This is a genomic window from Streptomyces sp. NPDC086549 (assembly GCF_044746205.1).
Lineage (GTDB): Bacteria > Actinomycetota > Actinomycetes > Streptomycetales > Streptomycetaceae > Streptomyces.
Window position 1 is genome coordinate 163,532 of the sequence record NZ_JBIVBS010000015.1, and the last position, 14,433, is coordinate 177,964.

Annotated in this window: 11 protein-coding genes and 1 tRNA gene; 10 read left to right on the forward strand and 2 right to left on the reverse strand. The window is 69.6% G+C overall.

Translation table 11 applies throughout. The features are described 5' to 3' along the window. Positions 1-84: 84 nt before the first annotated feature. The 4 genes from tmk (at position 85) to ACIPSA_RS37470 (ending at position 6,522) form a co-directional block, all read left to right on the forward strand. Positions 85-3,360: a dTMP kinase gene (gene tmk, locus ACIPSA_RS37455; protein ID WP_402643047.1), complete on the forward strand. Its 3,276-nt coding sequence runs from the start codon at positions 85-87 to the stop codon at positions 3,358-3,360. Positions 3,361-3,453: 93 nt separating this feature from the next. Then, entirely contained in the window at positions 3,454-4,659 is a 1,206-nt protein-coding gene (locus tag ACIPSA_RS37460) for a DNA polymerase III subunit delta' (protein WP_402643049.1), read from the forward strand. Between the two features lie 91 nt (positions 4,660-4,750). Further along, positions 4,751-6,340 (forward strand): alpha/beta hydrolase, encoded by a 1,590-nt coding sequence (locus ACIPSA_RS37465; protein ID WP_402643052.1) that lies wholly within the window; start codon positions 4,751-4,753, stop codon positions 6,338-6,340. 108 nt (positions 6,341-6,448) lie between these two features. Beyond that, positions 6,449-6,522 (forward strand) — tRNA-Thr (locus ACIPSA_RS37470). Between the two features lie 303 nt (positions 6,523-6,825). Here ACIPSA_RS37470 and ACIPSA_RS37475 read toward each other — a convergent pair. Then, positions 6,826-7,014, reverse strand: a complete 189-nt coding sequence (locus tag ACIPSA_RS37475; protein ID WP_402643054.1) for a hypothetical protein — start codon at positions 7,012-7,014, stop codon at positions 6,826-6,828. 249 nt (positions 7,015-7,263) lie between these two features. Continuing rightward, the gene (locus ACIPSA_RS37480) at positions 7,264-8,712 is read right to left on the reverse strand and encodes a phytoene desaturase family protein (RefSeq protein ID WP_402643056.1); all 1,449 of its coding nucleotides are present in this window, start codon (positions 8,710-8,712) and stop codon (positions 7,264-7,266) included. Between the two features lie 438 nt (positions 8,713-9,150). On the opposite strand from ACIPSA_RS37480, the gene ACIPSA_RS37485 reads away from it, so the two are divergent. From ACIPSA_RS37485 to ACIPSA_RS37510, 6 genes are all read left to right on the forward strand, one after another. Continuing rightward, positions 9,151-9,480 carry a hypothetical protein gene (locus ACIPSA_RS37485; protein WP_402643058.1) on the forward strand — a complete coding sequence of 110 codons (330 nt, stop codon included), beginning with the start codon at positions 9,151-9,153 and terminating at the stop codon, positions 9,478-9,480. Further along, positions 9,477-10,136, forward strand: coding sequence for a DUF5819 family protein (locus ACIPSA_RS37490; RefSeq protein ID WP_402643060.1), 660 nt, complete (start codon positions 9,477-9,479; stop codon positions 10,134-10,136). Before ACIPSA_RS37485 ends, ACIPSA_RS37490 begins: the two co-directional genes overlap by 4 nt. Continuing rightward, entirely contained in the window at positions 10,133-11,137 is a 1,005-nt protein-coding gene (locus ACIPSA_RS37495) for an HTTM domain-containing protein (protein WP_402643062.1), read from the forward strand. The genes ACIPSA_RS37490 and ACIPSA_RS37495 overlap by 4 nt, the downstream gene beginning before the upstream one ends. Positions 11,138-11,198: 61 nt before the next feature. Beyond that, a complete protein-coding gene (locus ACIPSA_RS37500; protein WP_402643065.1) occupies positions 11,199-11,999 on the forward strand; it encodes a serine hydrolase domain-containing protein in 801 nt (266 codons plus the stop codon). A gap of 521 nt (positions 12,000-12,520) precedes the next feature. Then, positions 12,521-13,390 (forward strand): dimethylarginine dimethylaminohydrolase family protein, encoded by an 870-nt coding sequence (locus ACIPSA_RS37505; protein WP_402643068.1) that lies wholly within the window; start codon positions 12,521-12,523, stop codon positions 13,388-13,390. A 10-nt stretch (positions 13,391-13,400) separates the two neighbouring features. Continuing rightward, positions 13,401-14,381, forward strand: coding sequence for a 2-hydroxyacid dehydrogenase (locus ACIPSA_RS37510; protein WP_402643071.1), 981 nt, complete (start codon positions 13,401-13,403; stop codon positions 14,379-14,381). Positions 14,382-14,433: the final 52 nt, after the last annotated feature.

Sequence of the window (14,433 nt, forward strand, 5' to 3'; positions counted from 1 at the left end):
GCCCCGGCATCACTTTGGTGTCGGGGCGTGCGCACGTTCGGACGGTCGCGGCAAGCTGTCGGTGGCTGCCGATAGGCTGAAAGCATGACGCGAGCCGAGCAGCCAACGGCCCTCACCACAGCACCCGACGACACCCTGGTAGCGGACTCCCGCGAACGTGCGGTCCGCGCCCTGCTGCGCCATCCGCAGCTGAAACGGTTGTGGAGCGCACATCTTGTGAGCGGCGTGGGGGACGCCCTCGCGCTCCTGGTCCTAGTCCTCCTCGTCCTCCAGGCGGCGATCGCCGAGGGCTCGTTCGGCGGTGGCTACCGGGGCGCGGCGTTCGCAGTGGCGACCGTCTTCGGGGCACGCATCCTGGCGACGCTGCTCTTCGGCGCCGTACTCCTCGGCCCGCTCACCTCCCTGACCTCCCAGGACGGCCCGCTCGACCGACGCTGGACCATGGTCGGCGCGGACGGGCTGCGCGCCGCGCTGCTGATCATCGCGCCCCTGTGGATCGACTGGACGCCGGCCGACGCGCCGGCCGTCCTGCTGGTCGTCGCCTTCGTCACCGGTGTCGCCGAGCGCTTCTGGTCGGTGTGCCGGGAGAGCGCGGCCCCCGCCCTGCTGCCCGCCCCGCCCCCGGAGGGCGCCACGGTACGGCCGCTGCCGGACCACATGGACGCCCTGCGCCGCCTGTCGCTGCGCACGGGCTTCGTGGCGGTGCCCCTGGCGGCCGTCGCCCTGGTCGTCGCGTCGCTGATCAACAACCTGCTCGGCACCGTGAGCGCCTGGTTCGCCCAGCACCAGGCGGCTCTCGGGTCGTACGTGGCGGCGGGTCTGTTCGCCGCTTCCCTCTCCGTGCTGACCTCCCTGGAGCTGCCCGGCACGCGCACCCCGCGCGCCCGGTCCCCGCTCGAAGGGCTGCGCCGCCCCAAGACGGGCACGGGCACCGACACGGGCCGTACGGGGGCCATTCCGCTGCTCGTCCTGGCCTGCGCCGCCGTCGCCGGGGCGATCTCCGCCGCCGTCGCGGTCTCCGTGCTGCACGCCACGGACCTGGGCGGTGGCCCGGTGCTGTACGGCCTGCTGGTGCTCGCGCTGACCGGCGGAGTCGTCGTCGGCATCCGCACCGCCCCCGCCGTTCTGCCGTCGCTCTCGCGCCGCCGCCTGCTGGCGCTGGCGATCGCCTTCACCGGCGTAGCGCTGCTGGCCGCCGGGCTCGTCCCGGACGTCACCAGCGTGCTGCTGATCGTCGCGCTGGCCGGGGTCGGCGCGGGCATGGCCGCCAACACCGGACACACGCTGCTGGACCAGGAGACCGAGGACTACCGCCGGCCGCGCACGACCGAGCACCTGCACGCGGTCGTACGGCTCTCCGTGGCACTCGGCGCACTGATCGCGCCCCTGGTGGCGGCCCTCATCGGCCCGCACCGGCTGGAGAACGGCAGGTTCGTGTTCGCGCACGGCGGCGCCGCCTTCACCCTGATGCTGGTCGGCGCGCTGCTACTGCCGGTGGCCGCGCTGGTGCTGGCCAAGGTCGACGACCGGTCCGGCGTGCCGCTGCGGCACGACCTGCGGGACGCGCTGCTCGGCGGCGACGACCCGGCGCAGACGCAGGCCACGAACGGTTTCTTCATCGCCCTGGAGGGCGGTGACGGCGCCGGCAAGTCCACCCAGGCCGAAGCCCTCGCGGAGTGGATCCGGGCCAAGGGCCACGAGGTCGTGCTCACCCGCGAGCCGGGGGCGACTCCCGTGGGCAAGCGGCTGCGCTCGATCCTGCTGGACGTGTCGTCGGCGGGGCTCTCGCACCGCGCGGAGGCGCTGCTGTACGCGGCGGACCGCGCCGAGCACGTCGACACGGTCGTACGGCCCGCGCTGGAGCGGGGGGCCGTCGTCATCTCCGACCGGTACATCGACTCGTCGGTGGCCTACCAGGGGGCGGGCCGTGACCTGTCCCCGACCGAGATCGCCCGGATCAACCGCTGGGCGACCAACGGGCTCGTCCCTCATCTGACCGTCCTGCTGGACGTCGCGCCCGAGGCCGCCCGCGAGCGGTTCACCGAGGCTCCGGACCGGCTGGAGTCGGAGCCGGCCGAGTTCCACGCGCGCGTGCGGGCCGGCTTCCTGACGCTGGCCGCCGCCGACCCGGGGCGCTACCTGGTCGTGGACGCGGCCCAGGAGCCCGAGGCCGTCACCACCGTGATCCGGCACCGGCTCGACACCGTGCTGCCGCTGTCCGAGGCCGAGGTGAAGGCCGCCGAGGAGGCCCGCAAGGCCGCCGAGGAGGAGGCCCGCCGCAAGGCCGAGGAAGAGGCCGCGCGCAAGGCCGAGGAGGAGCGCCTGGAGCGCGAGCGCCAGGAGCAGCTCGCCAAGCTGCGTGCCGAGGAGGAGGAGCGCAAGCGGCGCGAGCTGGAGGAGGCGCAGCGGCGCGAGGCCGAACGGCAGGCGGAGGAGGCCCGGCAGCGGGCCGAGGAAGCACGCAGGCGTGCCGAGGAGGAGCGGGCCCGGCTCCTGGCGGAGGAAGAGGCCAGGGCCGCCGAGGAGGCCCGGCGCAGGGCCGAGGAGGAGCGGCGGCGCAAGCAGGCCGAGGAGGAGGCCAGGCTGCACGCCGAGGCCGAGGCACGGCGGCTGGAGAAGCAGCGCAGGGCCGAGGAGGCGCTGCTGCGCGCGGAGGAGGCCCGGCGCCAGGCGGCCGAGGCGGCTGCCGCGGCCGACGTGGCCGCTCAGCAGCCCGCGGCACCTCAGCCGACGCCTCCCGCCGTTCCGCAGGAGGCGGCCACCGTGCCGACGCCGGTGGTGACGCCGGGACCGGTGGACGAGACGACGGTGCTGCGGCCGGTTCGGACGGACAAGGCGGACGATGAGGAGCAGGGCGGCGGCCGGTCTCCCCGGGAGTCGTCGCGCAGGAAGTCGTCACGCGGGGACTCGTCGTCCCGGGAATCCGAGTCCGAGGTGACGGCGAAGCTGCCGCAGCCTCCGGTGCCGCAGGGAGCGGCGGACGAGACGGCCGTGCTGCCTCCGGTGGCTCCGGGTTCCGCGGACGAGACGGCCGTACTGCCTCCGGTACCGGCGGGCGCCGCCGACGAGACGGCCGTACTGCCGCCCGTGCGGGGCGAGGATCCGGCGGAGCGGGTGCCGCAGGGATTCTTCCGGGACGAGCGGCCGGCCGACGGGCCCGACGGCTCCGCCGGCCGTACACGGGAGCTCCCGCAGGTCGGCGCGGACGGTGTGGCGCGACGGCGGCCGCGGTCCGACTGGGCCGAGGAGACGCCCCTGGACGATCTGCCGACGCTGGCGGACGAACTGCTGGGGTCGTACGAGGACCAGGACGACGACCGGGACCAGGGCCGGGGCCGTGGGCGAGGGCGCCGGGGCTGACCGGCGCCGCCCCCGTCGGCGGGCCGTGTTGTCAGTGGGCACCCCCACAATGGATTCCGGAACGCGAAGTGTGACGGAAGGGCGGCGTGACCCATGACCGTGTGGGACGACATCGTCGGGCAGGAGAAGGTGAGCGAGCTGCTCGACGCGGCCGCTCGGGACGCCGACGCCCTTGTCACCGCGGTCGCCGCGGCCGCGCCGCTGCCGGAGGCGTCGAAAATGACGCACGCCTGGCTGTTCACGGGTCCGCCCGGAGCGGGCCGTAACCAGACGGCGCGGGCCTTCGCCGCCGCCCTGCAGTGCGTGAGCCCCGACCGGGCCCTCGGCGGAGCCCCCGGCTGCGGCTTCTGCGACGGCTGCCACACGGCACTGATCGGCACCCACGCGGACGTCACCACGGTGGCCGCGGTCGGCGCCGAGATCCTGGTCAGGGACATGCGGGACACGGTCCGCAAGTCGTTCACGTCACCGGCGAACGGCCGCTGGCAGATCATCCTCGTCGAGGACGCGGAACGGCTGAACGAGAAGTCCGCCAACGCCGTCCTCAAGGCCGTGGAGGAGCCCGCCCCCCGCACGGTCTGGCTCCTGTGCGCCCCCTCTCTGGAGGACGTGCTGCCCACGATCCGCTCCCGCTGCCGCCACCTCAACCTGCGCACCCCCTCGGTCGACGCCGTCGCCGACATGCTCGTACGGCGCGAGGGCATCGAGCCCGACGTGGCGGCCGCCGCGGCCCGCGCCACCCAGGGCCACGTCGACCGGGCCCGCCGCCTGGCCACCGACCCGGCCGCCCGTGAGCGCCGTTCCGCCGTGCTGAAGCTGCCGCTGCGCCTGGACGAGATCGGTGCCTGCCTCAGGGCGGCCCAGGAACTGGTCGACGCGGCCGCGGAGGACGCCAAGCAGCTCGCCGAGGAGATGGACGGCAAGGAGACCGAGGAACTGAAGGCGGCGCTGGGCGCGGCCCAGGGCGGACGTATGCCGCGAGGCACGGCGGGCGTGATGAAGGACCTGGAGGACATGCAGAAGCGCCGCAGAACCCGCACGCAGCGCGACAGCCTGGACCTCGCCCTGACCGACCTCACGGGGTTCTACCGCGATGTCCTCGCCCTCCAGCTCGGCTCCCGTGTGGCCATCGCCAACGCGGACGCCGAGGACGCCCTGGAGCGGCTGGCCCGCGGCAGCTCCCCGGAGTCGACCCTGCGCCGCATCGAGGCCGTCTCCGCCTGCCGCGAGGCCCTCGACCGCAACGTGGCCCCACTCCTGGCCGTGGAGGCGATGACCATGGCGCTGAGAGCGGGCTGAACCGTTCGCCCGTGGTTGACGACGTCATCCGTACGGGCCGCGATTGCGCACGTAAAGCATCCGCACCATCGCTCAGCGTTAGGCTCGCAAGATGCACACCAGGCGAACCCCGCGCCGGAACCGGGCCACGGCCCGCGCCACGGCCACCTTCCTCGCGGCCGCCGCCCTGCTCGTCTCCGCCTGCTCCGCCGGGCGTTCGACGACACCGGTCGGCGACACGGCGGAGGCCGCGCCGGCCGCGCTGCCCCGTTCGACACCGTCCGCGCTGGAGCCGTACTACCAACAGAAGCTCGCCTGGCACAGTTGCGGCGTCTCCGGTTTCGAGTGCGCGACGATGAAGGCCCCGCTGGACTACGCCAGGCCCGCCTCGGGCGACATCCGGCTGGCCGTCGCCCGCAAGAAGGCCACCGGCAAGGGCAAGCCGCTCGGCTCGCTGCTGGTCAACCCGGGCGGGCCGGGCGGTTCGGCGGTCGCGTACCTGCAGCAGTACGCCGGCATCGGCTATCCGTCGGAGGTCCGCGCCCACTACGCCATCGTCGCGATGGACCCGCGCGGCGTCGCCCGCAGCGAGCCCGTCGAATGCCTCGACGGGCGCCAGATGGACGCGTACACACAGACGGACGTCACCCCCGACGACCAGAAGGAGACGAACGGCCTGGTCGCGGAGTACAAGAAGTTCGCGGAGGGGTGCGGGGCCCACTCGGCCGGTCTGCTCCGCCATGTCTCCACCGTCGAGGCGGCCCGGGACATGGACATCCTGCGGGCGGTGCTCGGGGACCCGAAGCTGAACTACGTGGGGGCGTCGTACGGGACGTTCCTCGGGGCGACGTACGCCGGGCTCTTCCCGGAGCGGGTGGACCGTATGGTCCTGGACGGCGCGATGGACCCCTCCCTGACCGCACGCAAACTGAACCTGGACCAGACAGCGGGCTTCGAAACCGCCTTCCAGGCCTTCGCGAAGGACTGCGTCCGGCACGCCGACTGCCCGCTCGGCGGCAAGGGCACAACGCCCGCGCAGGTCGGCGACCGCCTCAAGGCCTTCTTCCGCAAGCTCGACACCCACTCCCTCCCCACCGGCGACCCCGACGGCCGCAAGCTCGGCGAAGCGCTCGCCACCACGGGGGTGATCGCGGCGATGTACGACGAGTCGTCCTGGCCGGAGCTGCGTGACGCCCTGACCGCGGCGATGAAGAAGAACGACGGCGCCGGTCTGCTCGCCCTCTCCGACAGCTACTACGAGCGCAGCGGCGACGGCCACTACACGAACCTGATGTCCGCCAACGCCGCCGTGAACTGCCTGGACCTCCCGCCCGCCTTCACCACCCCCGACCAGGTGAAGAAGGACCTCCCCGCCTTCGAGAAGGCGTCCCCCGTCTTCGGCCCGGGCCTCGCCTGGGCCTCCCTGAACTGCGCGTACTGGCCGGTGCGGCCCACGGGCGAGCCGCACCGCATCGAGGCCAAGGGCGCGGCCCCGATCGTGGTCGTCGGCACCACCCGCGACCCCGCGACCCCCTACATCTGGGCCCAGTCCCTCGCCCGTCAGCTCTCCTCCGCCCGCCTCCTCACCTACGTCGGCGACGGCCACACCGCCTACGGCCGCGGCAGCGCCTGCATCGACTCCGCGATCAACACCTACCTCCTCCACGGCACCCCTCCCGCATCCCGAAAGCGCTGCTCATAGCCGTCCCACCAGGCCCCAGGAGTCCCGCTGCCGGGGCCTGGTCTGAGCGCCCCCGGAAACTGTGTAGACTTACCGACGTTGCTGATCGCACCATGGTGCGGACGGCGCGCCGCCTTAGCTCAGATGGCCAGAGCAACGCACTCGTAATGCGTAGGTCTCGGGTTCGAATCCCGAAGGCGGCTCAGGCAAAGGCCAGGTCACATACCCCGTGACCTGGCTTTTTTGTTGTTTCGAGGGGCGTGGCGTCACTCGGCCCGAGCGCCGGGGATGGCTTGCGTGAGCGGAGCGGCTCGGTGACCTACTTCTTGGGCTTCATCCGTGCGCTCTTCTTGGACGCAGAGACGCGGCACATGGAAGACGACGAGCGAAGGGCTGAGCCTGCCAAGTGCCGGAACAGCGACCGGTAACAGAACCACGTACGTCTCCACCAGGAACAGCCTCCGGCTACCGGCGCGAGCCAGATCTCTGGCTCGGGCCGGTACGCGTCACGACCGTGGAGCAGGCTCTGTCTCTGCGTCGGGGCGCCGTGACGAGTCGCGTCGGCGCGCCACCAGAGTGGTGCCGGTGACCACCAGGCCGATCGCCACGACCTTCGCGGCCTGGTAGATCAGCGAAGGGCTGGAGTTGGACCGGCCCAGGAACCCCCACAGGAGCAGACCGAGGCCAGAGAGCATCAAGAGGAAGCCGCCGACCGGGCCCAGGCCCCCCCAGCTCCAAGGAGTCGCCGCTAACTCCTGCCCGGTGTCAGGGTTTTCACGTTCATCAGCTGTCATGGCTCGCACATTAACAAGTCTCTGGTCCGCGGTCGTGTGGGGCCCGGGCCAGGGCAAGTAAGCGACGTACCCAGGCCGCACAGGCTGTGCACGAGGGACCTCGGCGGTCTGTCGTGCCCGCCACCTCATGGACGGGTGCGGGCGATCTGGTCAGGGGGCGAGGCTTGGTGTCGTGTGAATGCCGAATTCGTGTCTCAGTGCGGAACGGGCGGCCAGGTAACCGGACATCCCGTGCACGCCAGGTCCTGGCGGTGTGGATGCGGAGCACAGGTACACGCCGCGGAGCGGCGTGCGGTAGGGATTCACCCGGGGGGCTGGGCGGAGCACGCTCTGCTTCAGGGTCACAGCACCGCCGTTGATGTCCCCGCCGACGTAGTTGGGGTTGTAGGCCTCGTAGTCGCGGGCGCTGATACCGCGGCTGGCGACGACGGTTTCTGTGAAGCCGGGCGCGTACTGTTCGATACGTGCCTGCACCATGGGCACGGGGTCCTGGGAGCTCCCGTTCGGTACGTGGGCGTAGGCCCACACCGGCCGCTTTCCGTTCCTGGCCCGAGTGGGGTCGGTCACGGCAGGGTCGACGACCAGGACAAAGGGCTCTGGTGCGGCGGTACCTGCGGCGGTGAGGCCTTCTTGGTGACGTATCTGCGCCTGCGTCCCGCCGAGGTGTACGGTGCCCGCCAGGCCTACGTCAGGATCCTTCCAAGGGATGGGAGCGTTGACGAGGAAGTCCACCTTGGCGGCCCCGGGGCCGTGGCGGAAGCGGGAGAGGTGGCGGGCGTAACGGGCGGGGAGCAAGTCGCCGGCGGCTTGGAGAAGACCTTTCGGGGCGGTGTCGAACAGCACCACCTTCGATCCCTGTAGTTCCCTCAGATCATCGATCTTGCATCCGGTGTGGAACGTGCCACCGTGCGCGGTGATATCCGCGGCCAGGGCCTCGGCGATGCGGCTGCTGCCGCCTTCTGGAAGGGGCCAGCCGCTACCGTGGGCAAGGTGCCCCAGCAGGAGTGCGATCGCGCCGGAGGCAAGACTTGGCAGTCGTCCCACCGCGTGTGCCGCGACACCGGTCAGCAGGGCCTTGCCGGCTTCGGTTGTCAGAGTGCGCCTTTCCAGCCGAGTGCCGAGCGTGAGAGTCCGCGCAGCGAACCTGACTGCGACGAGCAGGTCCTGCGGAATGGCGCGCTGGTGGGAAAGGGCGAGATCGATTACGGCGGAGCTGCGCTCCAGCAGTGGAGTCATCATGCGTCGCCAGGGTTCGCCGTCCGCCCCCAGCCGAGCACAGGTTGTCTCCAGGTCGTGGTGAGCCAGGGCAGCCGTGCCGTCGGGTAGTGGGTGGGCGTAGCTGATCTCGGGTAGGCATAAGCGCACCCCACGCGAGGCCAGATCGAACTCCCGGAAGAACCGCGACGCGGCTGCCATGGGGTGAACGGCGGCGCATACGTCGTGGGTGATGTCAGCGTCGAACAGTGACGTGGTGCGCAGGCCTCCACCGATCTCGTGGTGACCTTCGAAAAGTTGCACCTGTAATCCGGCGCGGGCCATGACGACTGCAGCCGCCAGCCCGTTGGGACCCGTCCCCACGATCGCGACGTCCGTCTTCATCACCGGCTTTTCCCTTTCGTTGGCAAGTGCCGCCTCCAGGGTCGACCGACGCGGGGCCTACCCGACGGCTCGCCCAATAGGCGACACAAGCAAACACGAAACGTCACAGCTCGGCAAGATGCGGTGTCGGACACCTTCGTTCATTTTGTCTTGGTCGCCCGGAAATAGTCCGTTGACGAGTCACAGGGGCCTCATAAATATCACTTGTCTCGCGATCATGGGCACGCTAAGTTGGCTGTCAGGAGTGAACGCGACCAAAGGGCCTGACTTTCTAGATGTTGGGCTTTGTTTGCTCCGAACGGTTGCTATGCAGCTGACTCCAGCCCTGGACGCGGGGGACATCCCCGGTGATCAGTGGCGCTCTCATCCAGAGGCGCCGACGGGATCCGGGAACCGTGGGGGCTGTGGGCAATGACCGATAAAGCGAAATGGGGAACAATGCAGAAGCGAACTGTCGGTGCCGTCATCGGTGCCGCTGTCGCGGGTACGTGCCTTGCACTGACCATGCAGGGCTCGGCCCAGGCCACGCCTGTGGCGCCGGTGGCCGAGAAGGCGGCCGTCAGCAAGGGTGAGGCCGTTGCGCCCAAGGCTGCCGCAAGCGCGGTCGGCCGGGCGGCCGCCCGGGCAGCCGTGCACGCCAGGGCCGCCTGCCCTTCCGTGGCGCACGCCGTGGGAGCGCTGACGGACAACCTGAGCCTCGGCGGGGTGTTCCGCAAGCCGGCCAGGATCTCCAGCAGTGTCTCCAGCGCGACCGCGTTCGATAGGTGACGGCGACTCGTCGCGTCCAGAGGGCGGTACTGCTTGCAGGTGCCGCCCTCCTGGGTGCCCACTTCTCCATTGCGGCCTTCTCCCAGACGCCGCTGAGTCCTGCCAAGGTGCAATTGGCGCCACTCCTGAACGCCTATCTCCAGCCGTACTTCTCGCAGAACTGGATGCTCTTCGCCCCGGATCCGGTGATGGTCGACCAGGGGATCATCGCGCGGGGCCGCTGCAGCGACGGTGAGGTCACGAAGTACTACGACGTGACGGGCCCATCCATCCAGAGGGTCCAGAACGACAGGTTCTTTCCCTCGCGAATGTCCCGGGTGGTCAGCAACGGAATCCAACAGTACAACTCGACCGACGACCTCCTGAGGCGCCTCCGCGACCAGAAAGAAAAGGGGAAGGCGAAGAAGTCGGGAAAGAATCCCATTCCGCTGCTGCCGTACGAGAAGCGCACACGCAATCAAGCGGTGGACTACCTCTCAAGGTATGCGCTGACTCAGATGGCTCAGGCGTGCACGGACGGTCGTAGTCTCCAAGCAGTGCAGGTCCGGATGTACGTCCGGTCTCTCCCGCCTTGGTCACAGAGGGACAACCCTCACGCACGCGACAAGGTCGACGCCTACGACTTTCCATGGAAGAAAGCTGCTGATCTGCAGTGAAACTATTAGACAAGATCGACACCTGGGCCAGCCGTCCTGTCGCGGTCCTGGGTGTGTCGGGAACCCGTGCGCTACTGGGGTTCGTCGGCCTCATGTTCTATGTCAGCCAGTACGGGGACCGGCGCTACCTCTTCGGCCCCGGAAACGACACGCTGCTGCCCTACCACCTCTTCCTCGACGAGTTGAAGGACTCGGGAAGTTTTAGTGTCTACGCGTGGAGCAACTCGCCGGTCGCGTTCGAAGTGTTGTTTCACCTCGGACTGATCGCTGCTTTGGCTGTCACGCTGGGTATCGGGGGCCGTCCCGTCCTGGCGGTGCACGCCATACTTCTGTGGTCGCTCTACCAGCGGCAGTCGGCGCTGATGGACGGCGGCGACAACCTCATGCAGCTCGTTCTCCCGATGCTGCTTCTCACGCGCTGCTACGATCATTTCTCCTTGCGGTCCCCTCTGGGGCAACGGGTAACACAGCGCATACCCAGGGCCGTTCGAGCTGCCGGTGTCCCACTGCACAACCTGGGCGTCACCGCGATCGCGGTGCAGATGTGCCTGGTCTACATGGTCAGCGGGCTTTACAAGGTGCAGGGGCAGGCGTGGCAGGACGGAACCGCGCTCTTCTACATCATGCGGGTACCGGAATTCGAACTTCCCGGCATTTCGCAGTTCGTGTACAACAACGACCTGTTGGTGTACCTCGGCACCTATGCAACTGTCATCTTTCTCGTCTATTTCCCCATGGGAGTCCTGGTACGGCCCCTGCGCCCATGGGCGGCTGCCACATCCATCGGTTTCCACGTCTCCATCGGCTTGTTCATGGGGCTCACCGGATTCGCATTGACGATGATCGCGTGTGACCTCGTCTTCCTGTCGCCGGAACTGTCCCGCGCACTGCAGGCGGCGCGAAAGCTGAGCGCACGCCGCAAGGAGAAAGCAGCGGCGGACGGGACTGGAAGCAGTGCGGCACATGACCGTGAACCGGTAGCGGCCGCTTCCGCCGACTGAAAGGCTCTCCGTGCGACGCCCTCCCACCTGCGTCATCGGCAGTCACCTCGACGCTCCTCGTGTGACCGGCGGGCATGATCCCGACGCGTACGTGGAGCTGGGCTCGTTCACCAAGGTCCTGACCGGAACCGTCCTTGCTGTGCTTGCCGAGAAGCGCATTGTTTCCCTCGACGACCCGGTCGAACGGTGGCTGAGCGCGCCGGCAGGTACCGGTGTCACCCTTCGACACCTCGCCGACCACACCTCCGGCCTTCCGCGGCTGCCTCCTGACACGGGCCTGTTCAACCCGTACAGGGACTTCACGCAGACTCAGCTCGAACAGTTCGTGGGTCGTCTCGACAGTTTGGCCACCGCAAGCCCGGGCGAGCGCGAGGAATATTCCAACTTCGGGTACGCCGTGCTCGGCGCTGCACTCGTGTCGGCTGCCGGCCAGGACTACGAGGAACTGGTCGACGATCACGTGCTCGTGCCTCTCGGCTTGCCTACGGGGGCGGTGACCGCCAGACCGCCCGCGGACCAGCGTCTGCTGGCGTCGAGCTGGTTCGGCCGCCCCTCGAAGCCGTGGGACTTGACCGGAGCCATCCTGCCCGCCGGCGGTATGTGGGCCAGCACGCGTACCGCCGCCCGCCTGCTCACCGGACTCCTCGTCGACAAGACCCTCGGTGAGCCGGCGCTCACCTGGCGCCGGGTCGGAGAGCTGCCGCTGACCTGCCACAACGGTGCCACCCGAAAATCCAGGGTCTTCGCCGGAGCGTTGCCCGACGGCCGCTGGGTGGTCGTTCATCGCCTCTCCGGATCCATCAAGGACACGGATGCAGCGGGAATCGCCGAACTTCGCGCATCGGCCGAGGAAGGCGGATGAAGCAGCGGCTTCTGTCGTGCTGCAACCGAACGGCTGCGGTGCGCGGGTCGGTCTGCGTGAGCGATGCGTGAGCGGATGGCGCGGCACAAGCCATCCCGGACCGGACGCGGCAACGTGCCGCGCGGCGCTGATCTGCGAAAGCAGCACCGCGCGGCACGAGTCGGCACCACCCACCCCGATCCGGCAGTCCTCGCAGCGCGTAGGTCTCGGGTTCGAAACCCGAAGGCGGCTCCACCGAAGCCCAGCTCAGACTCAGTCTGAGCTGGGCTTTTTCGTTCAGCGGACGCGGCGGCCACGGCGGGCGACAACCTCGACCGTCTGAACCGTATGTGCCAGGAAGTGTGGACAGTACGCCCGGGATGCCTGACGATCCATCAGGAGCTTCCAGGATCAGGTCGGTAAATTTCAAACGGCGATCACGTTGCGTTGATATGCTGGCACGTGGAGTGATCGACGTCGTTGACGATTTTCAGTGCGGCTGATGCTGCGAGGATTCCGTGATCCGGCGCGAAGGGTGGGGGATGGACGGGTTCTCTGTCCAGGCCGACTGGGACCGGCTCGTGTCAGTGGCTGTGGTGACGCCTGAGCACTTCGCCATCACCAGCCCCGTCAACGCGACCCAACGACTCTTCTACTCCACCGCCCTTGCGCCCACCCGGGACCGGCTCCTGCGGCAGCACCGCCAGTTCTGTGACCTGGTCGCCGCAGAAGGGGTCGAGGTCGTCCAGGTGCCGTCGGCAGCCGACGCACCGCTGCAGTTCAACGTGCGGGACGCGGCGGCCGTGATCGGCAAACACCTCGTGCTGAGCCGTATGGTCCCGAGCCTGCGGTGGTCCGAGCCGGCCATGGTGAGGGACTTCCTGGACCCGCCGGAGGTGTTCACGCCGGCATCCGGACATCTGGAAGGCGGCGACATCATCGTCACGCCCGAAAACGTCTTCGTCGGGCGAGGCCAGCGCACTGACGACGAGGGGCTGGCCGGACTGCGTGAACTGCTCTCGGGGGTACGCGGCGTGATCCCCGTCCCGCTCAACCCGGACACGCTCCATCTGGATGTCGCCATGACCCTGCTCGGCCCCGGACTGGGAGTCATCCACCGGCCGTCGGTCGCGGGCCGGCTGCCGGCCGCCCTGCGTCATGTCCAGTGGCTGGAGATCGATGACGAGGAAGTCGGGCAGCAGGCGGCGAACGTGCTGATGCTCGACCGGTGGACGGCTCTCGTCGACTCCCGTCACGACCGCCTGCGCTCCGGGTTGGCCGGGCATGGGATCCGCTGCCTCCCCGTGGACATCGACGAGATCACGAAGGTGGGCGGGGGCGTGCGCTGCTTGACATTGCCCCTCGTACGGACAACCCCGGCCGGACCGTCCGTGGGTGGGACAGGAAAGTAGGGAGCGGGAAATGGGCAGTCGCAGAGTGGTTGTCACGGGGGCTACTTTCCCCAGGGAGGTCACTCGGGAGCTGGAGGCCGGTGGTTTCACCATCGAGTGCGTCCCCGGAGACCTGGACGAGGACGGCGTGATCCGGGCCCTGCGGGGCGCCTGGGGTTTTGTCCTCGGCGGTTCCGAGCACATGTCGAAGCGGGCCTGGCCGCGGCTGCCCGACCTGGCCGTGGCCTGTTTCCTGGGTACCGGATACAGCTCCTTCATGGAGCTGCCGGACGACGAGAGCAGCATCCAGTTCACGTACACCCCGCATGCCAACGCCGTCGCGGTCGCCGAGTTCGCCGTAGCGCAGATGCTCGACCTCGTGCGCGGCGTCTCCCGGCGCGTGGCGGGGGTCCAGGAGGGCCGGTGGAACGAGGACGCCACCCGTTCGCTGGTCGGCGCACGCCTCGGCGTGGCCGGGCTGGGACACATCGGCCGCGAGGTCGCGCGCATGGCGCACGCCGCCTTCGGGATGGAGGTCCTGTACTGGAACCGGACGCGCCGTCCGGAGTTCGAGGAGCTCCCTTACACGCGCGTGGGGTCGTTGACGCAGCTGTTCGAGGCCGCCGACGTGGTGTCGGTCCACTTCAACTACGAGCCCGGTGAGAACGAAGGCGTCATCGGCAACGAGCAACTGGCCGCCCTCGGTTCCGACGGCTACCTGGTCAACGCGGCGAGGGCGGCCCTTGTCGACCCCGCCGCCCTGCGCACCGCCCTCGCCGACGGATGGATCGCCGGCGCCGCCGTCGACGGCTACTACGTGGAGCCGACCCCGCCCGTGGAGGAGGACCCCCACGGCCTGCTCACCTTCGTGCCGGACAAGCTGCTCGTGACGCCGCACTGCGCCTATCTCAGTACCCAGGCGATCCGCAGGATGGCCGACATGGCCGCGGAGAACCTGCTGGCCGTGGCCCGTGGTGACGCACCGCCGTACCCGGCCGACGCCGTGTCCTGACAAGGCGGCGGTCCGGGGCAGAGGCGGGCGCGACCGTGAGACGGGGGTGAAG